General features: G+C 71.8%; 21 protein-coding genes. All 21 read right to left on the bottom strand.

What is annotated here, in order from left to right:
- Window positions 1-6: 6 nt before the first annotated feature.
- The 21 genes from gmk to DPA01S_RS06775 all read right to left on the bottom strand — a co-directional run bounded on the left by gmk (window position 7) and on the right by DPA01S_RS06775 (window position 22,732).
- On the bottom strand, window positions 7-609 hold the full coding sequence (gene gmk / locus DPA01S_RS06870) for a guanylate kinase (protein WP_061228656.1): 603 nt from the start codon (window positions 607-609) through the stop codon (window positions 7-9).
- 7 nt (window positions 610-616) lie between these two features.
- Window positions 617-940 carry an integration host factor, actinobacterial type gene (gene mihF, locus DPA01S_RS06865; protein WP_007631925.1) on the bottom strand — a complete coding sequence of 108 codons (324 nt, stop codon included), beginning with the start codon at window positions 938-940 and terminating at the stop codon, window positions 617-619.
- 424 nt (window positions 941-1,364) lie between these two features.
- Window positions 1,365-2,216, bottom strand: coding sequence for an orotidine-5'-phosphate decarboxylase (gene pyrF / locus DPA01S_RS06860; RefSeq protein ID WP_061228657.1), 852 nt, complete (start codon window positions 2,214-2,216; stop codon window positions 1,365-1,367).
- Complete coding sequence (carB, locus tag DPA01S_RS06855) at window positions 2,216-5,575, bottom strand: carbamoyl-phosphate synthase large subunit (RefSeq protein WP_061228658.1); 3,360 nt, start codon at window positions 5,573-5,575, stop codon at window positions 2,216-2,218. Before carB ends, pyrF begins: the two co-directional genes overlap by 1 nt.
- Window positions 5,575-6,783, bottom strand: coding sequence for a glutamine-hydrolyzing carbamoyl-phosphate synthase small subunit (gene carA / locus DPA01S_RS06850; RefSeq protein WP_061914784.1), 1,209 nt, complete (start codon window positions 6,781-6,783; stop codon window positions 5,575-5,577). Before carA ends, carB begins: the two co-directional genes overlap by 1 nt.
- Entirely contained in the window at window positions 6,780-7,319 is a 540-nt protein-coding gene (locus tag DPA01S_RS06845; protein ID WP_061914780.1) for a PH-like domain-containing protein, read from the bottom strand. The genes carA and DPA01S_RS06845 overlap by 4 nt, the downstream gene beginning before the upstream one ends.
- Window positions 7,316-8,662: a dihydroorotase gene (locus tag DPA01S_RS06840; RefSeq protein WP_061914777.1), complete on the bottom strand. Its 1,347-nt coding sequence runs from the start codon at window positions 8,660-8,662 to the stop codon at window positions 7,316-7,318. The genes DPA01S_RS06845 and DPA01S_RS06840 overlap by 4 nt, the downstream gene beginning before the upstream one ends.
- Window positions 8,659-9,600: an aspartate carbamoyltransferase catalytic subunit gene (locus DPA01S_RS06835; protein WP_061914774.1), complete on the bottom strand. Its 942-nt coding sequence runs from the start codon at window positions 9,598-9,600 to the stop codon at window positions 8,659-8,661. Before DPA01S_RS06835 ends, DPA01S_RS06840 begins: the two co-directional genes overlap by 4 nt.
- Window positions 9,597-10,181, bottom strand: coding sequence for a bifunctional pyr operon transcriptional regulator/uracil phosphoribosyltransferase PyrR (gene pyrR / locus DPA01S_RS06830; RefSeq protein ID WP_061914771.1), 585 nt, complete (start codon window positions 10,179-10,181; stop codon window positions 9,597-9,599). The genes DPA01S_RS06835 and pyrR overlap by 4 nt, the downstream gene beginning before the upstream one ends.
- A gap of 69 nt (window positions 10,182-10,250) precedes the next feature.
- Entirely contained in the window at window positions 10,251-10,805 is a 555-nt protein-coding gene (gene nusB, locus DPA01S_RS06825; RefSeq protein WP_061914767.1) for a transcription antitermination factor NusB, read from the bottom strand.
- A gap of 2 nt (window positions 10,806-10,807) precedes the next feature.
- Window positions 10,808-11,371, bottom strand: a complete 564-nt coding sequence (gene efp / locus DPA01S_RS06820; RefSeq protein WP_007631945.1) for an elongation factor P — start codon at window positions 11,369-11,371, stop codon at window positions 10,808-10,810.
- Between the two features lie 93 nt (window positions 11,372-11,464).
- Window positions 11,465-12,565, bottom strand: a complete 1,101-nt coding sequence (locus DPA01S_RS06815; RefSeq protein WP_061914764.1) for a M24 family metallopeptidase — start codon at window positions 12,563-12,565, stop codon at window positions 11,465-11,467.
- Window positions 12,562-13,689, bottom strand: coding sequence for a 3-dehydroquinate synthase (gene aroB / locus DPA01S_RS06810; RefSeq protein ID WP_061914831.1), 1,128 nt, complete (start codon window positions 13,687-13,689; stop codon window positions 12,562-12,564). Before aroB ends, DPA01S_RS06815 begins: the two co-directional genes overlap by 4 nt.
- A 52-nt stretch (window positions 13,690-13,741) precedes the next feature.
- Window positions 13,742-14,296 (bottom strand): shikimate kinase, encoded by a 555-nt coding sequence (locus DPA01S_RS06805; protein ID WP_007631952.1) that lies wholly within the window; start codon window positions 14,294-14,296, stop codon window positions 13,742-13,744.
- Entirely contained in the window at window positions 14,293-15,507 is a 1,215-nt protein-coding gene (aroC, locus tag DPA01S_RS06800; protein ID WP_061914761.1) for a chorismate synthase, read from the bottom strand. The genes DPA01S_RS06805 and aroC overlap by 4 nt, the downstream gene beginning before the upstream one ends.
- 87 nt (window positions 15,508-15,594) lie before the next feature.
- Window positions 15,595-16,443: a shikimate dehydrogenase gene (locus tag DPA01S_RS06795; RefSeq protein WP_061914759.1), complete on the bottom strand. Its 849-nt coding sequence runs from the start codon at window positions 16,441-16,443 to the stop codon at window positions 15,595-15,597.
- Window positions 16,433-17,605: an endolytic transglycosylase MltG gene (locus DPA01S_RS06790; protein WP_061914756.1), complete on the bottom strand. Its 1,173-nt coding sequence runs from the start codon at window positions 17,603-17,605 to the stop codon at window positions 16,433-16,435. The genes DPA01S_RS06795 and DPA01S_RS06790 overlap by 11 nt, the downstream gene beginning before the upstream one ends.
- A gap of 95 nt (window positions 17,606-17,700) precedes the next feature.
- Complete coding sequence (gene ruvX, locus DPA01S_RS06785; protein WP_061228671.1) at window positions 17,701-18,180, bottom strand: Holliday junction resolvase RuvX; 480 nt, start codon at window positions 18,178-18,180, stop codon at window positions 17,701-17,703.
- The gene (gene alaS / locus DPA01S_RS06780; RefSeq protein ID WP_061228672.1) at window positions 18,177-20,837 is read right to left on the bottom strand and encodes an alanine--tRNA ligase; all 2,661 of its coding nucleotides are present in this window, start codon (window positions 20,835-20,837) and stop codon (window positions 18,177-18,179) included. The genes ruvX and alaS overlap by 4 nt, the downstream gene beginning before the upstream one ends.
- A gap of 247 nt (window positions 20,838-21,084) precedes the next feature.
- Window positions 21,085-21,243, bottom strand: a complete 159-nt coding sequence (locus DPA01S_RS16975) for a hypothetical protein (RefSeq protein ID WP_007626311.1) — start codon at window positions 21,241-21,243, stop codon at window positions 21,085-21,087.
- 142 nt (window positions 21,244-21,385) lie between these two features.
- Entirely contained in the window at window positions 21,386-22,732 is a 1,347-nt protein-coding gene (locus DPA01S_RS06775; protein WP_371441656.1) for a replication-associated recombination protein A, read from the bottom strand.
- Window positions 22,733-22,911: the final 179 nt, after the last annotated feature.

Below are 22,911 nucleotides of genomic sequence, written 5' to 3'. Positions count from 1 at the left end.
CCGGCGCTAGTCGCGGCCGACCAGCAATGATACCAACTCGTCGACGGCGGCCTCGAGTTCGTCGTTGACGATGACCACGTCGAACTCGTCGCGGGCCTCCATCTCGACCTTCGCGGTCTCGAGTCGACGGGCGACCACGTCGTGGGGTTCGGTACCCCTACCACGCAGGCGGACCTCGAGTTCTTCCCATGACGGAGGTGCCAGGAAGACGGTCGTGCCCTCGGGTAGGGACTCGCGGATCTGACGGACCCCGGCCAGATCGACCTCGATGAGGACCGGCCGACCCTCGTCCAGGGCGCGGCGGACCGGCTCGGCGGGGGTACCGGAGAGCTGGAGGCCCCGGTGGATCTCGGCCCACTCCAGCATGCGGCCCCCCGCGACCGCGTCGCGGAACTCCTCCGTGGTGACGAAGTGATAGTCGCGACCGTCGACCTCGCCGGGGCGGGGATCGCGGGTGGTCATGGAGACGCTGAAGTAGAGATCGGACAGGCGCTCGCGCAGGCGGGCGACGACGGTTGACTTGCCGACAGCGGAGGGGCCGGCCAAGACGATCAGCCGGCCCCTCTTCGCCGTCGCCTCCGGGGCGGCCCCGGACGACGGTGTGTTCATTCGCCGATCAGTCGACCGTGAAGTCGAACCGCTCGAGCAGTGCGCGACGCTGGCGGTCACCGAGACCACGCAGACGGCGCGTCGGCGCGATCTCCAGCTCGGTCATGATCTCCTGAGCCTTGACCTTGCCCACCTTCGGCAGGGCCTCGAGCAGCGCCGAGACCTTCATCTTGCCGAGGATCTCGTCGCTCTCGGCGTCCTTGAGCACCTGCTTGAGGTCGGTGCCGCCGCGCTTCAGGCGCTCCTTGAGCTCAGCCCGGGCGCGACGGGCGGCAGCCGCCTTCTCCAGAGCAGCAGCGCGCTGCTCATCGGTCAACTGGGGAAGGGCCACAATTCCTCCGTCTCGTTCGTGTGTGTCTCATGACTCACGCGGGTGTCCACCGTAGGACACCCCCGCCTGGTGTGCGGTGACCGTCCCCGGCGCGTCCGCGGGCTGCGGAACGCCTCCGGGAGCGGGCGCTCCCTCGTGCTCACCGTACCCGGGCGGTTCCGACTTCCCCGAGGGGATGTCCACTGTTCCGGGCCTGATGACCTCAGCAACAGTACGCGGCCGAGGGACCCCGTACCAGCGCGGGGCCCCGTAGCGGTACCCCGTCTGAACTGCGCATTGGCGTGGTGAGGTTGTACAGAAGACTAGCGGCGCGCCTCGGCCACCGCGAGTCGAACCACCCGAATGCCGCCGATCCGGTTCCCGCCGGGCACACCGGTGACGTGTCCCCATGTGACGTCGGTGAACCGGAGGGGACGGCGGTGACTCAGGAGTCGCCACCGAACCTGTACTGTGCCGCCAGATCGCGCACGACGGTCCGCATCGCGTCGACGTCCGGGCCCGCCCGGAGGACGTGCCGCGAGACGTTGACCAGGGTGTGCGGCAGCGCGGGCCCGGCGATCCTCCTGACGTCCTCGAGCGTGCCGCCCTGCTCCCCCACGCCCGGCATGAGGACGGGCCCGTGCAGCGCGTCCAGCCGCGGCGGATCGGCGACCGTGGCCCCCACGACCACACCGAAGGGGCCGGGTGCCCCCGGGGTGGCCGTGCCGTTGCGGCGGCCCACCTCGTCGACCACCGCCTGCGCGACCGATCCCGCGGACCCGAGCGAGCGCTGCAACGGACCCGCTTCGGGGTTGGAGGTGCGGGCGAGGACGAACAGCCCTCGCCCGGTGTCCGAGGCCGCCTCGAACGCGGCGTCCAGTGATCCGACGCCGAGGTACGGCGAGACGGTGAGCGCATCACACGCGAGCGGAGAGGAATCGCGCAGCCACGCCCGGGCGTACCCGGCCATGGTCGAGCCGATGTCGCCGCGCTTGGCATCCGCGACGGACAGCGCGCCGGCCTCGCCGATCCGGTCGAGGACCTGCTCGAGGACGCCGATGCCGGCCGAGCCGTGTTCCTCGAAGAACGCGACCTGGGGTTTGACCGCCGGGACGAGGTCCGCGAACGCCTCGAGCGACCGGCGTGCGAACTCGGCGAGCCCGTCGGCGTCCGCCCCGAGTCCCCACGCCTCGAGCAGTGCGGGGTGTGGATCGATCCCCACGCACAGGTTGCCGCGGGCGGAGACCGCCGAGCGTAACCGCTCGCCGAAGGGGGCCCGGGGGGCGGAGACGGTCATCAGGAGGCGAACCCCGAGTGCAGGTCCTGCAGCGGGCTGACGGTGACGTCGCCGCGGCGTGTCGCCTCGATGCCGTGGACGGCGGCCGTGGCGCCCTGGACGGTCGTGACGCACGGGACGCGACGCGAGATGGCGGCGGAGCGGATCTCGTGTCCGTCCGCCCGGGTCCCGCCCGTCGAGGAGGCGATGTTGAGGATGAGATCCACCTCGTCGGCGTTGATGCGGTCGACGATCGTCCGGACCGCGTTGCCCTCGGCGTCCACGGGACCCGAGCCCGACTCGGAGAGCTTCGCCACGGTCTCGCACGCGATCCCGTACCGCCGCAGCATCAGAGCGGTCCCCTCGGTGGCCAGAACGGTGAACCCGAGCGCGGCGAGGCGCTGCGCGGGGAACACCATCGAGCGCTTGTCCCGGTTCGCGACCGAGACGAACACGGTGCCCGACGTGGGGAGCACCCCCTCGGCGGCGAGCTGACCCTTGGCGAAGGCGACGGCGAAGTCGGGGCCGATGCCCATGACCTCGCCGGTCGACTTCATCTCCGGGCTCAGCAGGGAGTCGACGGTGTCGCCTTCCGGGGTGCGGAAGCGGTTGAACGGGAGGACCGCCTCCTTGACCGCGACGGGCGCGTCCGCGGGCAGGGAGCCGCCGTCCCGGTCCGAGGGCAGGAGTCCCTCCTCGCGCAGCGCTGCGATGGACTCGCCCATCATGATCCGGGCGCAGGCCTTGGCCAGGTGGACGCCGGTCGCCTTGGACACGAACGGCACGGTGCGGCTGGCGCGCGGGTTGGCCTCGAGGACGTAGAGGACGTCGTCCTTGATGGCGTACTGGACGTTCATCAGGCCCTTGACGCCGATGCCGAAGGCGAGTGCCTCGCTCGAACGGCGGACACGGTCGATGTCGTCCTGGCCGAGGGTGATCGGCGGGAGTGCGCAGGCGGAGTCGCCGGAGTGGATGCCGGCCTCCTCGATGTGCTCCATCACGCCACCGAGGTAGACCTCGGTGCCGTCACACAGGATGTCGACGTCGATCTCGACGGCGTCGTCGAGGAAGCGGTCCACCAGGACCGGACGGTCCGGGCTGATCTCGGTCGCCCGGTCGATGTAGGAGCGAAGTGAGGCCTCGTCGTAGACGATCTCCATACCCCGGCCGCCCAGCACGTAGGACGGGCGCACGAGAACGGGGTAGCCGATGTCCGCGGCGATGGTCGTGGCCTCCTCCGCGTTGATCGCGGTGCCGAACGCGGGGGCGGGCAGGCCGGCGCGGACCAGCACCTCGCCGAACTCGCGGCGGTCCTCGGCCAGGTCGATGGCGGACGGGCTGGTGCCGACGATCGGCACCCCGGCCTCCTCGAGCTGGGCGGCCAGGCCGAGCGGGGTCTGCCCGCCGAGCTGGACGAGGACGCCCGCGACCGTTCCCGACTCGGACTCGGCGTGGTAGACCTCCATGACGTCCTCGAACGTGAGCGGCTCGAAGTAGAGGCGGTCCGCCGTGTCGTAGTCGGTCGAGACGGTCTCCGGGTTGCAGTTGACCATGACGGTCTCGTAGCCGGCCTCGGACAGGGTCAGGGCGGCGTGCACGCACGAGTAGTCGAACTCGATGCCCTGGCCGATCCGGTTGGGACCGGAGCCCAGGATGATGACCTTCTCCCGCTCCGTCTGCGGCGTGACCTCCGACTCGGCGGCGGGGTCGAGCTCGTAGGTGGAGTAGTGGTACGGGGTCTTGGCCTCGAACTCGGCCGCGCAGGTGTCGACGGTCTTGTAGACGGGGCGCACCCCCAGGCGGTGCCGAAGGCGCTGCACGCCCTCGGCCCCGGCGAACTCGGGGCGCAGCGCCGCGATCTGGGCGTCGGACAGCCCGTTGTGCTTGGCGCGACGCAGCAGGGGCTCGTCGACGACCGGGGCGTCGATGATCTCCTGACGCAGCTCGACCAGCGCGGCGACCTCGTCGACGAACCACGGGTCGATGCCCGAGGCCTCGTGCACCTGCTCGACCGTGGCGCCCAGGCGCAGCGCGAGCTCGACGTCGTACATGCGTCCCTCGGTCGGGCGACGCAGATCGTCGAGGACCGCCGTGACGTCGGTCGAACGCCCCGGGGCGATGACCTCGTCGGGCAGGGTCCAGAAGCCGGCGGCCTTGGTCTCGAGCGAGCGCATGACCTTGCCGAGCGCCTCGCGGTAGTTGCGGCCGAGGCTCATGGCCTCGCCCACCGACTTCATCGTGGTGGTGAGGGTGTCGTCGGCACCCGGGAACTTCTCGAACGCGAAACGCGGGGCCTTGACGACGACGTAGTCGAGGGTCGGCTCGAAGCACGCCGGGGTCTCCCCCGTGATGTCGTTGGTGATCTCGTCGAGCGAGTAGCCGATCGCGAGGCGGGCCGCGATCTTGGCGATCGGGAAGCCGGTGGCCTTGGAGGCCAGCGCCGACGAGCGTGACACGCGGGGGTTCATCTCGATCACGACGATGCGGCCGTCGACCGGGTTGACGGCGAACTGGATGTTGCAGCCGCCGGTGTCGACGCCGACCTCGCGGATGATGGCGATGCCGAGGTCGCGCATGTTCTGGAACTCGCGGTCGGTCAGCGTCATCGACGGCGCGACCGTCACGGAGTCGCCGGTGTGCACGCCGAGGGCGTCCACGTTCTCGATCGAGCACACGACGACGACGTTGTCCTTGTTGTCGCGCATGAGCTCGAGCTCGAACTCCTTCCACCCGAGGATGGACTCCTCGATGAGGACGTTCGCGGTGGGCGAGGCCGACAGTCCGCCACCGGCGATCCGCTCGAGGTCCTCGGTGGTGAAGGCGAGGCCGGAACCGAGGCCGCCCATGGTGAACGACGGGCGGACGACGACGGGCAGGCCGAGCTCGGCGACCGTCGCGTGGACCTCCTCCATCGTGTGGCACACGGCGCTGCGCGCGGACTCGCCGCCCACACTGGCGACGATGTCCTTGAAGGTCTGCCGGTCCTCGCCGCGGTTGATCGCGGGGATGTCGGCGCCGATGAGCTCCACACCGTGCTTGGTGAGGATCCCCTGGGCGTCGAGCTGCATGGCGGCGTTGAGCGCGGTCTGCCCGCCCAGCGTCGCGAGGACCGCGTCGACGGGATGGCCCTGCTCGGCCTCGCGGACGAAGATCTTGTCGATGTACTCGGGAGTGATCGGTTCGACGTAGGTCGCGTCGGCGAACTCGGGGTCGGTCATGATCGTGGCCGGATTGGAGTTGACCAGCGTGACGCGCAGCCCCTCCGACTTGAGCACACGGCACGCCTGGGTCCCGGAGTAGTCGAACTCACTGGCCTGGCCGATGACGATCGGGCCGGAGCCGATGACGAGGACGTGGTTGATGTCTGTGCGCCGGGGCATCAGTTCGAGCCCTTTCTGGAGTCTGCGGAGCCGGTGTCGGAGGAGGCGAGCAGGCTGACGAAGCGGTCGAACAGGTCCGCCGCGTCGCGGGGGCCCGCGGCCGCCTCGGGGTGGTACTGGACGGAGAACGCGCTGCCGTCGGTGAGGGCGACGCCCTCGACGGTGCCGTCGTTGGCGCACACGTGGGTGACCGTCGCGGTCCCCCACGGGGTCTCCCAGGTGTCGTTCTCGGGGGCGCGGAGGGCGAACCCGTGGTTCTGCGAGGTGATGGCCACGGAGCCGGTGGCCTTCTCGATCACCGGGATGTTGGTGCCGCGGTGACCGAACCGCATCTTGTACGTGTCCAGACCCAGGGCGCGCCCGAGGATCTGGTTGCCGAAGCAGATGCCGAAGAACGGGATGCCCTGGCCGAGGACCTCCTTGGTGAGGTGCACGGCGGAGTCGGCGGTCGCCGGGTCGCCGGGCCCGTTGGACAGGAAGACGCCGTCGACGTCGAGGTCGAGGACGTCCTGGAGGGTCGACCCGGCGGGGATCACGTGGACCCGGACGCCCCGCGCCGCGAGCATCCGCGGCGTGTTGGACTTGATGCCCAGGTCGAGGGCGGCGACCGAGAATCGGGCCTCGCCCTCCGGCTCGACCACGTACGGCGCGGAGGTGGTGACCTCCTCGGACAGCGACGCGCCGGCCATGGACTCCTGGGCGCGGACCGCGGCGAGCATGGTCTCGTCGTCGGAGAGATCCGCGCCGGAGAAGATGCCGGCCTTCATCGCACCTCGCTCGCGGATGTGGCGGACGACCGCGCGGGTGTCGATCCCCGCGATGCCGACGACGCCCTGGGCGACCATCTCCTCTTCGAGCGTGCGCGTGGAGCGATGGTTGGAGGCGCGGCGCGACAGGTCGCGGATGACCAGGCCCGCGACCCAGATGCGGCCGCCGCCGACCTCGCCGTCGAGCAGCGACTCGCCGTCCTCGTCGTTCCAGCCGGTGTTGCCGATCTGGGGCGCGGTGGTCACGACGATCTGTCGACAGTAGGACGGATCGGTGAGGGTCTCCTGGTACCCGGACATACCGGTGGTGAACACCGCCTCGCCGAGCGTGGTGCCGGTGGCGCCGAACGCCTGACCCCGGTGGATACGCCCGTCCTCGAGGACGAGTGCGGCGGGCTCGCCGACCCCCTGTCGCGCGGGCGTGGTGCTGTGCGATGTCACTGCTTCTCCTCGGTGGTGGAGTCGGTATCGGGGGTGGGGGCGGCGTCACCGCGCAGTGCCTCCCAGCGGGGGTAGCCGTCCTTGTCGTCGGCCCGGAAGCCCGAGTCGACGAGGGTGCGGCCGTCCGCGCCGGTGACCTGCCAACGGGCGACGAGGATGCCGCCGCCGGGCACGGTCTTGTTGGCCAGTGCCGAGGCGCGGCGCACGTCGACGAGGTCTTCGCGCGGGATCCAGACAGTGGCGTCGGCGAGGTCGAGTCGCAGGCCGCCGGTGTGGGCGGTGAGGGTGCCGGCCGAGCGGTGACCGAGCGGCGGGCGGGCGATCCTGGCCTGCCAGTCGCCCGCGATGGTGCTTCCGATGTACACGCCGGACAGCGGACCCAGCACGACCTCGCCCGGGTCGGCGGGCGGTGCCGGCAGGTCGTCGAACAGACCCGCCTGGGATCGGCTCCGGTTCCGCCAGCCGAGCGTCATCAGACCGATCAGGACGAGCAGCACGGCGATGACGAAGATGACGGTCCAGAAGTCCTGGGTCATGCGAGTACCTCTCCGTCGCGGGTGGTCAGACGGCCCCGGTACACGGTGCCGACGACCCTCGCCGCGAACGTCATTCCCTCGTAGGGGGTGTTGGCGGACAGACTTGCGAGCTCCTCGCCGACGACGGTCCACGGGGAGTCGGGGTCGACGACGGCGAGGTTGGCCGGCTCCCCCACCGCGATCGGCCGCCCCTGGTCCGACAGACCGGCGATCTCGGCGGGCCGGGTGCTCATGACGCGGGCGAGGTCCCGCCAGGTCATGTCCCCGGTCTCGACGAGCAGCGCGGCGACGATGGGCAGGGCGGTCTCGAGGCCGAGCATGCCGGGACGGGCGGCGGCGAACTCGCAGCACTTCTCCTGGGCCGCGTGCGGGGCGTGGTCGGTGGCGACGCAGTCGATCACCCCGGAGACCAGGGCCTCGCGCAGTGCCGCCGCGTCGTGCGCCTCGCGCAGCGGCGGGTTGACGCGGTACACGCCGTCGTACGACTCGAGTCGCGAGTCGTCCAGCAGCAGGTGGTGCGGGGTGACCTCGGCGGTGATCGAGATGCCCTGCGCCTTGGCCCACCGAAGCAGCTCGACGGTGCCGGTGGTGGAGGCGTGACAGATGTGCACGCGGGCACCGGCGTCGCGGGCGAGGATCGCGTCGCGGGCGACGATCGACTCCTCGGCCGAGCGCGGCCAGCCGGTGAGCCCGAGGCGTGCCGCGGTGGGCCCCTCGTGTGCCACCGCTCCGCGGGTCAGCCGCGGCTCCTCGGCGTGTTGCGCGATGAGCACGCCGAGACCGGCCGAGTACTCGAGGGCGCGGCGCATCACCAGCGGGTCGTACACGCACATGCCGTCGTCGGAGAAGACCCGTACGCGGGCCTCCCCCGAGGCCATCTGCCCCATCTCCGTGAGCTGCTCGCCGGCGAGCCCGACTGTGACGGCGCCGACGGGGTGGACGTCGCACAGACCGACCTCGCGGCCGATCCTGAAGACCGAGTCGGTGACGGTCTGGTTGTCCTGCGGGGGCTGGGTGTTGGCCATCGCGAACACGGCGGTGTAACCGCCGAGGGCGGCGGCGGCCGACCCGGTCGCGATGGTCTCGGTGTCCTCGCGGCCGGGCTCGCGCAGATGGGTGTGCAGATCGACGAACCCGGGCAGCAGGACAGCACCGTCGAAGTCGAGGACCTCGACGGCCTCCCCACCGTCCGTGGCATCGGCGGTACCGGCCCCGACGTGGGCGCCGGCGTCGTCACCGATCGCCGCGATCCGGCCGTCCCGGACGAGGACGTCCACCGGGTCGCCCTCCCCGTAGGGGCGTACCCGACGAAGCAGCAGGGTAGGCGCAGTATGGGCGCTCACTCGGGGTTTCCTTCCGTTCCGACCAGGGCGTGCAGCAGGACCGACATGCGGACGTGCACCCCGTTGGTGACCTGCTGGAGGATCGCGGACGACGGCGCGTCGGCGGTGTCGAAGCCGATCTCCATGCCGCGGACCATCGGACCCGGGTGCAGGACGACGACGTCCTCCCCGAGCCGGGCCGCGCGGGCGGGTCCGAGTCCGTAGCGCACCGCGTACTCGCGGGCGGACGGGAAGAACCCGCCGTTCATCCGCTCGGCCTGGACGCGCAGCATCATGACGGCGTCCGCGCCGTCCAGCTCGGCGTCGAGATCGGTGGAGGCGCGGACCGGCCAGGACTCCACGCCCACCGGCAACAGCGTGGGCGGGGCGACGAGGACGACCTCCGCGCCCAGCGTCGACAACAGCAGGGCGTTGGACCGGGCGACCCGCGAGTGCAGGATGTCGCCGACGATCACCACGCGGCGTCCCTCGACGCCCCCCAGCCGCTCGCGCAGGGTCATGGCGTCGAGCAGTGCCTGGGTGGGGTGCTCGTGCATGCCGTCACCGGCGTTGATGACCGACGGGCCCGCCCCTCCGGGGGCGACCCAGCCGGCGATCTGCTGCGCCGCACCCGAGGCGGGGTGGCGGACGATAAGGGCATCGGCACCGATGGCGGTGAGGGTCAACGCGGTGTCGCGGAGCGACTCGCCCTTCTGGACGGAGGACGCGCTCGCCGAGACGTTGATGACGTCAGCGCTCATCCATTTGCCGGCGGTCTCGAAGGACACGCGGGTCCGGGTGGAGTTCTCATAGAACACCGTCAGCACCGTCTTGCCGCGCAGCGTCGGCAACTTGCGGACCTCGCGACCGAGGAGTGCCTCCTTCAGTCGCGCCGCCTCGTCGAGAATCGACAGCGCCGCTTCCCGGTCGAGGTCGGCCGCCGAGAGCAGGTGCTTCATCGCGTCCTCTCCGGGTCGGGCCGCCGCAGGAACACGGCGTCGGTGCCGTCGATCTCGGTGAGCCGCACCGACACGCCCTCATCCCGGGAGGTCGGGACGTTCTTGCCCACGTAGTCGGCGCGGATGGGCAGCTCGCGGTGACCGCGGTCGACGAGGACCGCGAGCTGCACGCGCGCGGGCCGCCCGAGATCACGGAGCGCGTCGAACGCGGCCCGGATGGTGCGGCCCGAGAACAGCACGTCGTCGACGAGGATGACCGTGGCCCCGTCGATCCCCTGCGAGGGGACCCTCGTGGGTCCCAGGGGCCGGTGCGGACCGCCCGCGAGATCGTCACGGTAGAGCGTGACGTCGAGTGACCCGGCGTGGACCTCGGCCCCGCTGAACTCGCGGATCCGCTCGGCGAGGCGGGCGGCCAGCGGCACGCCACGGGTCGGGATGCCGAGCAGCACCACGGGGCCCGAGCCGGGCGCGTCCGCAGCGGTGCGTTCGATGATCTGATGTGCCAGGCGGGACACCGTCCTGGCGACGTCGTCGGACGTGAAGAGTGACACCGAGTTCGTCTCCGAACCGTCAGCGCTCACCGATCACCACCTCCTTGTCCGCCTCGCTGGACGGCTCGTTAAAGGGATAGCTTTCGGACCTGAACTCTATCAGCCGGCCGCGCCCGTCCCCGGATCGTCGGACGTGGTCTGCGACACGTCGGGCCCACCGGTGTCGTCCGGGCCCTCCAGGCTCGACACGGCGCGCTCGGCGGCCCGGATGTGCTGGGCCAGCCCGGCCACCCGGTCGAGGACCGCGTTGACGTACGGCACCGACTTCTCCGCGGACAGGTCCGACACCAGCAGAACCGCCTGGTCGATCACCACCGCCGCGTCCACCTCGTCGGAGCCGAAGAGCAGCTCCCACGCGGCCGCGCGGAGCACCGCGCGGTCGACGGCGGGCAGCCGCTCGAGCGTCCACTCCCGCAGGTGCTCGGAGATCGTCGAGTCCAGCCGGTCGAGCCGCTCGGCGACGCCGGTGACGATCTCCATGGTGTACGGCGCAACGTCGTGGAACTCCTGGGACTCCTCCCCCATCCGGCGGCGCTCCTCGGCGAGCTGCACCACGTCGGCGTCCCGCAGTTCGGCCTCGAAGAGCAGGGAGACGGCACGCCTGCGCGCCCGGTACCGAGCTCCTCGGCGCCGGTGGTCGACCTCGTCCGCCATGATCAGTCGTTCACCCGGCTGAGGTAGTGGCCGTCACGGGTGTCGATGCGCAGCTTGTCGCCGGTGTTGATGAACAGCGGGACCTGCACCTCGGCGCCGGTCTCGAGGGTGGCGGGCTTGGTGCCGCCGGTGGAGCGGTCACCCTGGAGGCCGGGATCGGTGTGCTGCACGATCAGGTCCACGGCGACCGGCATCTCGGCGAACAGCGGGACGCCCTCGTTGAACGAGACCTGGACGGTGGTGTTCTCGAGCAGGAAACGCGCGCCGTCGCCCATGACGGCCGGGCTGACGTTGATCTGCTCGTAGTCCTGCTCGTCCATGAGGACGTAGTCCTCACCGTCGCGGTACAGGAACGTCATGTCGCGGCGGTCGACCGTCGCGATCTCGACCTTGACGCCGGCGCTGAACGTCTTGTCGACGTTCTTCCCGGTGACGACGTTCTTCAGCTTCGTCCGCACGAACGCCGGGCCCTTACCGGGCTTGACGTGCTGGAATTCGACGATCTGCCACAGCTGCCCCTCCTCTTTGAGGACGAGGCCGTTCTTGAAGTCGGCGGTGGACGCCATAGTCGGTACTCCTTCGGGAAAGTCGTCGGGCGGGACGCCGGTGGGGGCGCCGCGCACGTGGTCGTGGGCAGACCACTCGGGGCGTGCTGGTGGTCAGAGCGCCCTGAGAGCCTTCGACGTGGTGGTCAGGGACCTCCCGCCACCTCCGGTGACGGCCACGGTGTCCTCGATCCGGATCCCGCCGAGACCCGGGAGGTAGATCCCCGGCTCGATGGTGATCACATCGCCGTCGGACAGTGTACTCGTGGACCTCGTCGAGACCGCGGGCGCTTCGTGCACGTCCAGGCCCACCCCGTGGCCCAGCGAGTGGCCGAAGTGGTCGCCGAACCCGGCGTCGTCGATGATGCCCCGGCTCACCGCGTCGAGGTCCGCGCATCCCATCCCCTCGCGCACCGCCTCCACGCCGGCCAGCTGCGCACGCAGGACGACGTCGTAGGCGTCCAGCAGCCGATCCGGGGCGGTGCCCAGCGCGACCGTGCGGGTGCAGTCCGACGCGTAGCCGGAGACGGTGGCGCCGAAGTCGACCACCACGAGGTCGCCGTCGGCGAGCACCCGGTCGCCCGGCACGTGGTGCGGGTGCGCTCCGTTGGGGCCGGAGGCGACGATCGTCTCGAACGCCACTCCGTCCGATCCCGCCCGCCGCATAGCGTGTTCGAGGTCGGCCGCGACCTCCCGCTCGGTGCGGCCCTCGGCGATGGCACCGGCGTTCAGCAGGTGTGTCCACGCCTCGTCGACCACGCCGCAGGCGCGTTCGATGAGCGCCAGCTCCTCGCGGTCCTTGGCACGGCGCACCTGCTCCACGAGGCCGCTGGTCTCGACGATGCGGGTGGCCGCTCCCCCGGTGTCCGCGAGTGCGCGGCGGAGGGCGGAGGCCGCGGACAGCGTCATGTGGTCGGCCTCCACGGCGAGCGGGGCGTCCGCGGGGCCGCGGCGACGCCCGAGCACGCCGGAGACGTACTCCCGCGAGATCACGTGCCCCACGTCCGGGGCCTGCTCGACCACCTGGAGTTCGTACCGCGAATCCGTGCAGAGCACCGCCTCGCCGTCGTCGTCCACCAACGCGACACCACCGGACCCGCGGAACCCGGTCAGGTAGGCGATGTTGCGCGGATCGGTGACCAACAGGCCCTGCGCGCCGACGTCCGCGAGGGCGACGGCCAGGGCCTTCCGGCGGCGGGCGAGTCGCTCGATCACAGGAGGATCCCCCCACCGCTGGGGGCACGGCCCTCGGAGATGGTGGCGTAGGCGGCCGTCATCAGCGACGGGTCCGGGGCCTCCATCCGGGAGGGGCGCGCGAGCCCGTCCAGCACCACCAGCCGCAGGAAGCCGGAGTGGTTCTTCTTGTCCCCGGCCATGAGCTCGAGCAGGCGCGGGAACGCGTCCGGGTCGTACCCGGTCGGCAGGCCGAGCGAGGCCAGGACCGAGGCGTGGCGATCGGCCGTCGCGTCGTCGAGGCGACCGGCGAGCCTCGCGAGCTCCGCGACGAAGCACATGCCCACGCTGATCGCGGCGCCGTGACGCCAGCGGTACTGCTCGCGACGCTCGACCGCGTGGCCGAGGGTGTGCCCGTAGTTGAGGATCTCCCTCAGGCCCGACTCCTTGAGGTCCTGCCCCACGACGTCGGCCTTGACCTGCACGCTGCGGCGGATCAGCTCGACGATCGTGTCCCCGGACGGGTCCAGCGCCGCCTGCGGGTCGGCCTCGATGAGGTCGAGGATCACGGGGTCGGCGATGAAGCCGCACTTGACCACCTCGGCCATGCCCGAGACCAACTCGTTGCGGGGAACGGACTTCAGGGTGGCCGTGTCGACGAACACCGCCGCCGGCTCGTGGAAGCTGCCCACGAGGTTCTTGCCCGCGTCCGTGTTGATGCCGGTCTTGCCGCCGACGGCCGCGTCGACCATCGCCAGCAGCGTCGTGGGGATGTGCACCACCCGCACGCCCCGCATCCACGTGGCGGCGACGAAGCCGGCGAGGTCGGTGGCGGCCCCGCCGCCCAGGCTGACGATCGTGTCCTTGCGGTTGAGCCCGATCTGCCCGAGGACGTCCCAGCAGAACCCGGCCACGACGAGATCCTTCCCGGCCTCGGCGTCGGGGATCTCGATGCGGTGGGCGTCCACCCCCGCCTCGGCGAGCTTCTCGCGCAACGTCTCGGCCGTCTGCGCCAACGGCGGCTGGTAGAAGATCGCGACGGTCCGCGAGGACGAGCACGCCTCGAGGATCTCCGGCAGCAGCCCGCGGCCGATCACCACGGGATACGGGTCCGCGGCGCGCACCTCCACGACGACGGGGTCGCTGGTGTTCGGATCCTTGTTCATCTGTCGCTCCCGCTCATCGATCGTCTCCGCACGCGTGTGCACGTCTTCACCATCATCTCGTCCGGCCGCCGGCGCCCCGCGGATGCGGGTCGCCGGAGTCGAGCCTGTCGACGATGTCCGACACCACCTTGCCCGAACTGCGCCGCTCGGTGCTCACGGTCGTCCAGGCCACCTCCCGGTACAAGGGTGCCCGCTCGGTGAGCAGTGCCTGGTACCGCGCGGTGACGTCACCGCCGGACAGCAGTGGGCGACCCGGCCCCTGGGAACGGCGCACGCCCTCGGCGACGCCGATCGTGAGGTGGACGACCCGGTGCCCGCGCAGCCGCTCCCGTGTCACCGGGGACAGCACCGCGCCACCACCGAGGGAGAGCACCCCGTCGAAGGAGGTGAGAGCCTCGCCGATGATCCGCTCCTCGATCTCTCGGAAGGCGGGCTCACCGTCGGAGGCGAAGATCTCGGGGATACTCCGGCCCTCGGCCTCCTCGATCAGGTGATCGGCGTCCAGGAACGGCAGCTCGAGGCGTCGGGCGAGTTTGCGGCCGATGGTGGTCTTCCCGGCGCCGGGCGGGCCCACGAGCACCGCGACCGGACGTGCCGGGCCGCTCATACCTCGTCCGTCGCCCAGTCCAGACGCTCGGCGACCGCGTCGAGGTACCCCTCGGCGTTGCGGCGGGTCTCCGCCAGCGAGTCGCCACCGAACTTCTGCAGTACCGCCCGGGCCAGCACGAGCGCGACCATCGACTCCGCGACGACGCCCGCCGCGGGGACGGCGCACACGTCCGAGCGCTGATGGATCGCCGTGGCCGCCGACCCGTCCTCCATGTCGACCGTCGCGAGGGCGCGCGGAACGGTCGAGATGGGCTTCATCGCCGCCCGCACCCGCAGGGGCTGGCCGTTGGTCATGCCGCCCTCGAGTCCGCCCGCGCGGTTACTGCGCCGCTCGACGCCGTCCTCACCGCGGACCATCTCGTCGTGGGCGACGCTGCCGCGCCGGCGGGCCGTCTCGAACCCGTCACCGACCTCGACGCCCTTGATGGCCTGGATCCCCATGAGGGCGCCCGCGAGCTGGGCGTCGAGACGCTCCTCGCCCGACACGTGCGACCCGAGTCCGATCGGGAGCCCGTGGACGACGACCTCGACCACGCCCCCGAGGGTGTCACCGGCCTTCTTGGCGGCCTCGATCTCGGCGATCATCGAGTCCGCGGCGGCGGCGTCGAACGCGCGCACCGGGCTGGCGTCGATCGCGTCGAGATCGGCGAACGTCGGCTCGGGGCCCACGTAGGGCTCCGAGGCGCCGATGGAGATGACGTGGGACAGCACTTCCACGCCGAGGACGTCGCGGAGCACACCGCGGGCGACCGTCCCCGCCGCGACGCGGGCGGCGGTCTCACGCGCGCTGGCCCGCTCGAGGACCATCCGGGCGTCGTCGAAGTCGTACTTGAGCATCCCGGAGAAGTCCGCGTGACCGGGCCGCGGGCGGGTCAGGCGGGCGGCGCGGGCCTTGTCGTCGATCTCCTCGGGGTCCACGGGGTCCGCCGACATGATCTGTTCCCACTTGGGCCACTCGGTGTTCCCGACCTCGATCGCCACCGGCGATCCCATGGTCCGGCCGTGCCGGACGCCGCCCAGCACGCGCACGGCGTCGGCCTCGAACTTCATGCGCGCACCGCGGCCGTAGCCGAGGCGGCGGCGGGCGAGTTGCGCGGCGATCTGCTCGCTCGTCACCTCGACGCCCGCGATGACGCCCTCGACGATCGTCACGAGGGCCTGGCCATGCGATTCTCCGGCAGTGGTCCACTTCAGCACGTCGCCGATCATCCCACGACCGGGTGGGCGGGGGCACATCAGGCCCGTCGCGGCGCCGCGTCGACCAGCGCCGGGCGCCCCTCGCCGTGCGCGGGGGCGCTACCGCCCGAGGGCTCGCGCGAGCGCCGCGGCCATCTCGGCCCGCGGCGCGGGCCTGCCCGTGAACAACTCGACCTGACCGAAGGCCTGGTTGAGCAGCATGACGTCGCCGCCCACCACCGGTACCCCCGCGGCGGAGGCGGCCGCCCCGGCCACGGTCGGCCAGGGGTCGTAGAGCACGTCGAAGAGCCGGCGGGCGCGGGACACGAGGTCGGTGAGGTCCCGGATCCCGGGCTCGGGAACGGTGTTGACCAGCACGTCCGCGGCCTCGATCTCGCCGGGCAGCAACGCGTCGGTCAGGAGCACCGTGCTGATGTCCAGTCCGAGGGCGCGCCCGCACTCCGCGGCCGGGCCGGCGGTGTCGCGGCGGGAGGCCAGGACGACCCGGGTCGCGCCGGCCGCGGCCAGGCCCGCCAGGACGGGCCGGGCGGTGCCGCCCACGCCGAGGACGACCGCCGTCGGCGCGGCGGGCAGGTCGCCGAACTCGGCCAGGGCCCCGGTGACCCCGTCGACGTCCGTGCAGTCGGCGTACCAGCCGCCGCTGCGCCGCACGAGGGTGTTAGCGCTGCCGACGATGCGGGCGCGGTCGCTGACCTCGCTGGCGTGCGCGAGGGCGGCGAACTTCCCGGGCATCGTGACCGAGTAGCCGATCCGGTGGGCCGGCGAGGCGTCGACCAGGGACGGCAGGCGCTCGGCGTCACAGTCGATGCGCTCGTAGGTCCAGTCGTGGAGGCCGAGCGCGCGGTAGGCGGCACCGTGCAGGACCGGGGAGAGCGAGTGGTCCACCGGATGCCCGAGCACGGCCGCCGACCGCGGCCCGGCGCCGGGCGACGAGGGATCAGCGTCCACTGGCCAGGACCCCGTTGGCGATCGCCTCGCTCTGGTTGCGCTCGTGTTCCGGGTACTCGTCGGCGAAGCGGGTGGTCCCCTCCATGTCCACCGTGACGAAGTACTTCCACTGCCCCTCGGCAGGGTTCTCCATGGCGCGGAGCGCCTCGAGCCCGGGTGAGCCGATGGGCCCATAGGGGAGGCCGTCCATGGCGTAGGTGTTCCACGGGGTCCGGGCGGCCCGGTCGGCGTCAGTGGTGGCGATCTCCTGATCGGCGAGAGCGTAGTTCACGGTGGAGTCGAACTGCAGCCGCATGGGTTCGGCGAGGCGGTTGAGGATGACCCGGGCGACCTTGTCGAAGTCCTGCGGCAGACCTTCCTTCTCCACCAGCGAGGCCGCGGTGACCACCTGGTACGGGGTCAGGCCGATCCGCTGGGCCGCCGGGACCAGACCGGTCTCGTCATAGGCGGCGGTGGAGGTCTCGATGAGGTGCCGCAGGATGTCGACGGGCTCGGAGCGGGGGTCGATGGTGTGGACGCCCGGCCGGATGAGGCCCTCGAGTCGGCGCACCGGGTCCGGGGCGGCCCGGACCTCGTTGATCGCCCAGTCGGGGACGCCCAGCACCGCGGGGTCGGCCTGGGCGGCGGCGTCCACGATCTCCTGGGGCTGTCGACACGCCGGGGCCTCGTCCGGCGCGTCGAGGTCGCGCAGGCAGGTGGCGTCGGCGATCAGGGTGAAGATCCCCTTCTCGGTGCCGCCGCCCACGACGACCGTGTCCAGGAGCCGGCCGCCGGGCTTGACGTCGACCATCCCGACGCGGTTCCGCGGGTCCGACAGCGCCTCGACGGCGGCGGCCGCGCTCATCTCCTGACGCACCTGGTAGTAGCCGGGCTGGATGCCCTCGACGGGCGTGCCGGCCGCGGCGCCGGTGAAGGCCCGGGTACTGGCGACCGTGCCGATCTCGTAGAGGCGGTCCCCCACGACGCCCAGGGTGTCGCCCGGCTCGACGTGCAGGAGAGCGTTGCCGCTGCCCTCTCCCTCGTGGTCGGGAGCGGCGGCGACCTCGGTGTTGAGATTGCGGTAGACCATGAAGCCGAAGGCGAGGACCACCCCGATCACGGCCGCCAGGAGGAGGAACCTGGTGGTGCCGCTCGTGCGTGAGCGTCCTCGTGCCGCAGACATGGTGCTCCTCGGTCAGGGTTGAAGGGGAGCTGCCCGTCGGACAGCATCGTGCTCGGCCGCAGTTTAGCCATCACCGCCGGTCGGCGCGCCGTTCATCAGCGGGCGTGCCGCGAGTCGATCCAGGCCTGGAGGAGGACGACGGCGGCGGCCTGGTCGATCACGTCGCGCTGCTTACGTGTGTTGCGACCGGCCCCGTGGAGGGCCGCGCCGGCGGTGACGGTGGTCAGCCTCTCGTCGACGAGTTCCACCGGCACTTCCGGGGAAGCGGTGGTCAGCGCGTCGGCGAACGACCGGGCCATGGCGGTCGAGGCGGTCTCGCGCCCCTTGAGGGAGGTGGGTAGCCCCACGACCACGCCGACGGCGTCGTACTCGGCGATCAGCTCGCCGAGCCGCCGGAGCTCGGCGGCCCACCCGGGGTCGCCGTCGACCACGCGGATGGTCTCGACCGGGGTGGCCAGGATCCCGTCTGGGTCGCAGGAGGCCACGCCGATGCGGGCGGTGCCCACGTCCAGGCCGAGCCGGCGCCCGCGGGTCCAGGCCGCGCCGGTGGCCGCGGGCGCGCCGGGGTCGGTCATCCCGCGTCCCGGACGGCGTCGCGCAGGGCTGAGACCGCGGCGTCGATGCCGCCGGGCTCGGTGCCCGCGCCCTGGGCCATGTCCGCCTTGCCGCCGCCGCGGGCGCCGAGTGCCGGGGAGATCGCCTTGACGAGGTCGCCGGCCCGGAGGCCGCGCTCCTGGGCGGCCGGGGTGACGGCGATGACGAACGGCACCTTGTCCTGGCCGGGTGCGGTGAGGAGGACGACGCCCGCGTCGGAGCCGAGGCGGCCCTTGAGGTCGGACGCGAGGGTGCGCAGGTCGCCGGCGGCACCGCCGGGGGCGCTGTGGGCGAGGAACCGGACACCGTCGAGGTCCTCGGCCGAGGCGAGCAGGTCGCCGGCCTGGGAGGCCAGCTGGGCCGCGCGCAGCGACTCGAGGGCCTTCTCGGTCTCGCGCAGCTTGGCGGTCAGCGCGGCGATGCGGTCGGGCAGCTCGTCGGCGGGTGCCTTGAGCGAGGTGGCGAGGCCGGACACGAGGGCACGCTCGCGGGCCTGGTGGCGGTAGGCGTCCATGCCGACGTAGGCCTCGACACGCCGGATGCCGGACCCGACGGACGCCTCGCCGAGCAGGCTGACGGGGCCGATCTGCGCGGAGCTGCTGACGTGGGTGCCGCCGCACAGTTCCATGGAGAACGGGCCGCCGATCTCCACCACACGGACCGTGGACCCGTAGTTCTCGCCGAACAGGGCCATGGCGCCCATGCGCTTGGCCTCGTCGAGGGTGGTCTCGATGGTGTTGACGCCGTAGTCGGCGTCGACGGCGGAGTTGGTGACCTCCTCGATCTGGGCGAGGACGTCGGCGGGGATCGAGCCGGACCAGTTGAAGTCGAACCGCATGTAGCCGGGCTTGTTGAGCGAACCGGCCTGGACGGCCTCGGGCCCGAGGATCTGGCGCAGTGCCGCGTGGACGAGGTGGGTGGCCGAGTGGCCCTGGGTGGCGCCCTTGCGCCACTCGGGGTCGACGGCGGCCGTGACGATTTGCCCGGCCTCGACCTCGCCCCCGGTGAGGACACCCTTGTGGATCCAGAGCTTCTTGCCGATCTTCTGGACGTCGTCGACGCGCATCTGGAAGCCGGCGGTGGAGATCATGCCGCGGTCGCCCAGCTGGCCGCCGGACTCGGCGTAGAACGGGGTGCGGTCGAGCACGAACTCCACCTCGTCGCCCTCGCGGGCCACCGCGACGGCCCGGCCGCCGGAGACGATGCCCAGCAGGCGCGACTCGTCGGTGAGGTCGGTGAAGCCGGTGAAGACGGTCTCGCCGGCGTCGAGGAAGTCGCGGTAGACGGACAGGTCGGCGTGGGCGTGCTTCTTCGCCTGGGAGTCGGCCTTGGCGCGGGCGCGCTGCTCGGACATGAGCGAGCGAAAGCCCTCCTCGTCGACCTGCAGCCCGGCCTCGGAGGCCATCTCGAGGGTGAGATCGATCGGGAACCCGTGGGTGTCGTGGAGGGCGAACGCCTGCTGGCCGGAGAGCACCGCGGCGCCGGACCGGCGGGCGGACTCGGCGGCGCGCTCGAAGAGTTGGGTGCCGGACTCGAGGGTCTTGAGGAAGGCGGCCTCCTCGGCCACGGCGATCCGTTCGATCCGCTCGTAGCCGGAGACGGTCTCGGGGAACGAGGGACCGATCGCGTCCCGGACGGTGGCCATGAACTCGGCCATGGTCTCCCCCGTCGCGCCGAGGAGGCGCACGGAGCGGACGATGCGCCGCAGGAGGCGACGGAGGATGTAGCCGCGGCCCTCGTTGCCGGGGGTCACGCCGTCGGAGATGAGCATGTAGGCGGTCCGGGCGTGATCGGCGATCACGCGGAACCGCACGTCCGAGGCGCTGTCAGCGCCGTACTTCGCGCCGGACAGGCGCTCGGCGGTGTCGATGACCGGGCGCAGCAGGTCGGTCTCGTAGACGTTCTCGACGCCCTGGAGCAGGAAGGCCACGCGCTCGACGCCCATGCCGGTGTCGATGTTCTGCTTGGGCAGCGGGCCGAGGATCTCGAAGGAGTCCTTGCCGGAGCCATCGCCGCGCTCGTTCTGCATGAACACGAGGTTCCAGATCTCGATGTAGCGGTCCTCGTCGGCCTCCGGCCCGCCGTCGACGCCGTAGGCCGGTCCGCGGTCGTAGAAGATCTCCGAGCACGGTCCACAGGGTCCGGGCACGCCCATGGACCAGTAGTTGTCGGCCATGCCGCGCCGCTGGATGCGCTCTTCGGGCACGCCGATCACGTCGCGCCAGATGCCGTACGCCTCGTCGTCGTCGAGGTAGACGGTCACCCACAGCAGCGCGGGGTCGATGCCGAAGCCCCCGTCGTCGAGTGAGGACGTCAGCAGCGACCACGCGTGGCGGATGGCCCCTTCCTTGAAGTAGTCGCCGAAGGAGAAGTTGCCGGCCATCTGGAAGAAGGTGTTGTGGCGGGTGGTGATGCCCACCTCCTCGATGTCGAGGGTGCGCACGCACTTCTGGATGGATGTCGCGGTGGCGTACGGCGGCGTCTCCTGGCCGAGGAAGTAGGGCTTGAACGGGACCATGCCGGCGTTGACGAACAGCAGGTTGGGATCGTCCAGGACCAGTGACGCGCTGGGGACCTCGGTGTGTCCGGCGCGGACGAAGTGGTCGAGGAAGCGGCGCCGGATCTCATGGGTCTGCACAGGGGGCCTCACTGGTCGTCTACGGGTGGTGTCGGGCGAGAGTCAAGACTACCGCCGCGCGGGTCGGCGCCCGGGAACGAGGTGGGGCGGGCCGGGATGCGCTGCGGGCGGGGTGAGGGGCCGCCGGGCTGGGGACGTGGTCCCGACGACGACGACGAGGGGCCGCCACCCGGAAGGGACGCGGGCGCCCGCTCCACCGGTCCGGCGGAGGGGCGCCCGGGCTGGCCGTGTGCGGCGAGAGGGTCGGTCAGCGCGGCATCGGGGGCAGGATGATGCCGAAGTTGGCGGCGGTGATGAAGGCCTCCTGCGGCAGCAGGCCGAGGCTGTGCGCCCCGGTGCCCCAGACGCCGACCGAGGTGGCGACGCCGACGAGCGTCGAGAAGATGCTGGCGAGACCGGTGAACATGAGAACCTCCGAATGCTGATGTGGACACAACATCCTGCCTGCTCAGGCAGGAAATATGACTTTCACACAGTTCTCAGGATTTGGCCAGGCTTTGCCGCGGGGGTCCCCTGGAGCCCGTCCCGGCGTGGCCCCCGGGCGCGCCTCAGTCCCGGATGATCCGGCGGAGTTTGTCGACCCGGGCGGACAGCTCGCGCTCGTGGCCGTGCGGCCCGGGCTCGTAGTAGTCCCGCCCCACCAGCTCGTCGGGCGGGTACTGCTGCGCCACGACCCCCGGCGCCGCGTTGTGCGGGTACCGGTAGCCCACCCCGTTGCCGAGCCCCTTGGCCCCGGCGTAGTGGCCGTCCCGCAGGTGCTTGGGCACCTCGCCGACGCCACCGGCGCGGACGTCGGACATGGCGGCGTCGATGGCCGCGATCACCGCCTTGGACTTGGGGGCGGTCGCGAGGTGGATGGTGGCCTGGGCCAGCGCGAGCCGGCACTCCGGCATGCCGACCTTCTGGACGATCTCCGCCGCCGCGCTCGCGGACAGCAGCGCGGTCGGGTCGGCCATGCCGATGTCCTCACTCGCGTGCACCATGAGCCGCCGGGCGATGAACCGGGGGTCCTCCCCCGCGACCAGCATGCGTGCCAGGTAGTGCAGCGCGGCGTCCACGTCGGACCCGCGGATGGACTTGATGAACGCGCTCGTGACGTCGTAGTGCTGGTCGCCGTCACGGTCGTAGCGCACGGGGGCCGCGTCCAGGCTGAGCTCGACGATCTCCGGCGTCACCACGCCGTCCGCCGCGGCCCCGGCCGCGGCCTCCAGGATCGTCAGGCTGCGCCGCGCGTCCCCTCCCGAGAGCCGGACGATGTCCTCCGCCGCCGCGTCGGTGAGCTCGACCCGCCCCGCCAGCCCCCGTTCGTCGGAGACCGCGCGCCGCAGCACGGCGGCCACCCCGGCGTCGTCCAGGCCCTGCAGTTCGGCGATGAGCGACCGGCTCAACAGCGGCGCGATGACCGAGAAGTGCGGGTTCTCCGTGGTCGCGGCCACGAGCAGGACGATGCCGTTCTCCACCGCCGCCAGCAGGGCGTCCTGCTGGCTCTTGGAGAACCGGTGCACCTCGTCGATGAACAGGACCGTGCGCTGACCGTGGACCTGCCGGGTGCGGGCGTCGTCGATCACCGCGCGGACGTCCTTGACCCCGGCGCTGAGCGCCGACAGGGCGACGAAGTGTCGACCCGACGTGCTGGCCACCAGATTGGCGAGCGTCGTCTTCCCGGTCCCCGGAGGGCCGTAGAGGATCACCGACGAGCCCCCGCGCCCCTCCACCAGCCGCCGCAGCGGCGAATTGGGGCGCAGCAGGTGCTCCTGGCCGATCACCTCGTCCAGCGTCCGCGGCCGCATCCGGACCGCCAACGGGGCGCCCGGGTCCACGGACGCCGACGCCGGAGGAACGGGCCCGGCGCCGCCCGCGTCCCCGGCGGCGAACAGCCCAGCGTCTTCGGTCACGCCCCCAGGCTACCGGCGGGCCCCGACAGCGAACCCCGGGTGAACATCCGGCGACGGATCCGCGGAAGTGACCGCGGCCTTCGTCGTCGTCGGGTTGTCTGGAACTCAGGTCTGCCACCTCCCCGGCGGGGGCACGCCGCCGCCACCCGGGCCACTACCTCAGGCCGCCACCCCACGAC

Origin of the sequence: Dietzia papillomatosis NBRC 105045 (assembly GCF_001570845.1) — a bacterium.
Taxonomy (GTDB): domain Bacteria; phylum Actinomycetota; class Actinomycetes; order Mycobacteriales; family Mycobacteriaceae; genus Dietzia; species Dietzia cinnamea.
Note: the sequence above shows the minus strand (reverse complement) of the source record. Positions and strands in the feature narration are given on the sequence as shown.

What these genes read in the sequence shown, in the direction of transcription:
- DPA01S_RS06790 (WP_061914756.1), bottom strand. Translation starts at nt 17,605, where the DNA reads ATGTCTGCGGCACGAGGACGCTCACGCACGAGCGGCACCACCAGGTTC.
- carB (WP_061228658.1), bottom strand. Translation starts at nt 5,575, where the DNA reads ATGCCCCGGCGCACAGACATCAACCACGTCCTCGTCATCGGCTCCGGC.
- gmk (WP_061228656.1), bottom strand. Translation starts at nt 609, where the DNA reads ATGAACACACCGTCGTCCGGGGCCGCCCCGGAGGCGACGGCGAAGAGG.
- DPA01S_RS16975 (WP_007626311.1), bottom strand. Translation starts at nt 21,243, where the DNA reads ATGTTCACCGGTCTCGCCAGCATCTTCTCGACGCTCGTCGGCGTCGCC.
- ruvX (WP_061228671.1), bottom strand. Translation starts at nt 18,180, where the DNA reads ATGACCGACCCCGGCGCGCCCGCGGCCACCGGCGCGGCCTGGACCCGC.
- aroC (WP_061914761.1), bottom strand. Translation starts at nt 15,507, where the DNA reads ATGATCGGCGACGTGCTGAAGTGGACCACTGCCGGAGAATCGCATGGC.
- DPA01S_RS06845 (WP_061914780.1), bottom strand. Translation starts at nt 7,319, where the DNA reads ATGACCCAGGACTTCTGGACCGTCATCTTCGTCATCGCCGTGCTGCTC.
- nusB (WP_061914767.1), bottom strand. Translation starts at nt 10,805, where the DNA reads ATGGCGGACGAGGTCGACCACCGGCGCCGAGGAGCTCGGTACCGGGCG.
- aroB (WP_061914831.1), bottom strand. Translation starts at nt 13,689, where the DNA reads ATGAACAAGGATCCGAACACCAGCGACCCCGTCGTCGTGGAGGTGCGC.
- pyrF (WP_061228657.1), bottom strand. Translation starts at nt 2,216, where the DNA reads ATGACCGTCTCCGCCCCCCGGGCCCCCTTCGGCGAGCGGTTACGCTCG.
- efp (WP_007631945.1), bottom strand. Translation starts at nt 11,371, where the DNA reads ATGGCGTCCACCGCCGACTTCAAGAACGGCCTCGTCCTCAAAGAGGAG.
- DPA01S_RS06805 (WP_007631952.1), bottom strand. Translation starts at nt 14,296, where the DNA reads ATGAGCGGCCCGGCACGTCCGGTCGCGGTGCTCGTGGGCCCGCCCGGC.
- DPA01S_RS06835 (WP_061914774.1), bottom strand. Translation starts at nt 9,600, where the DNA reads ATGAAGCACCTGCTCTCGGCGGCCGACCTCGACCGGGAAGCGGCGCTG.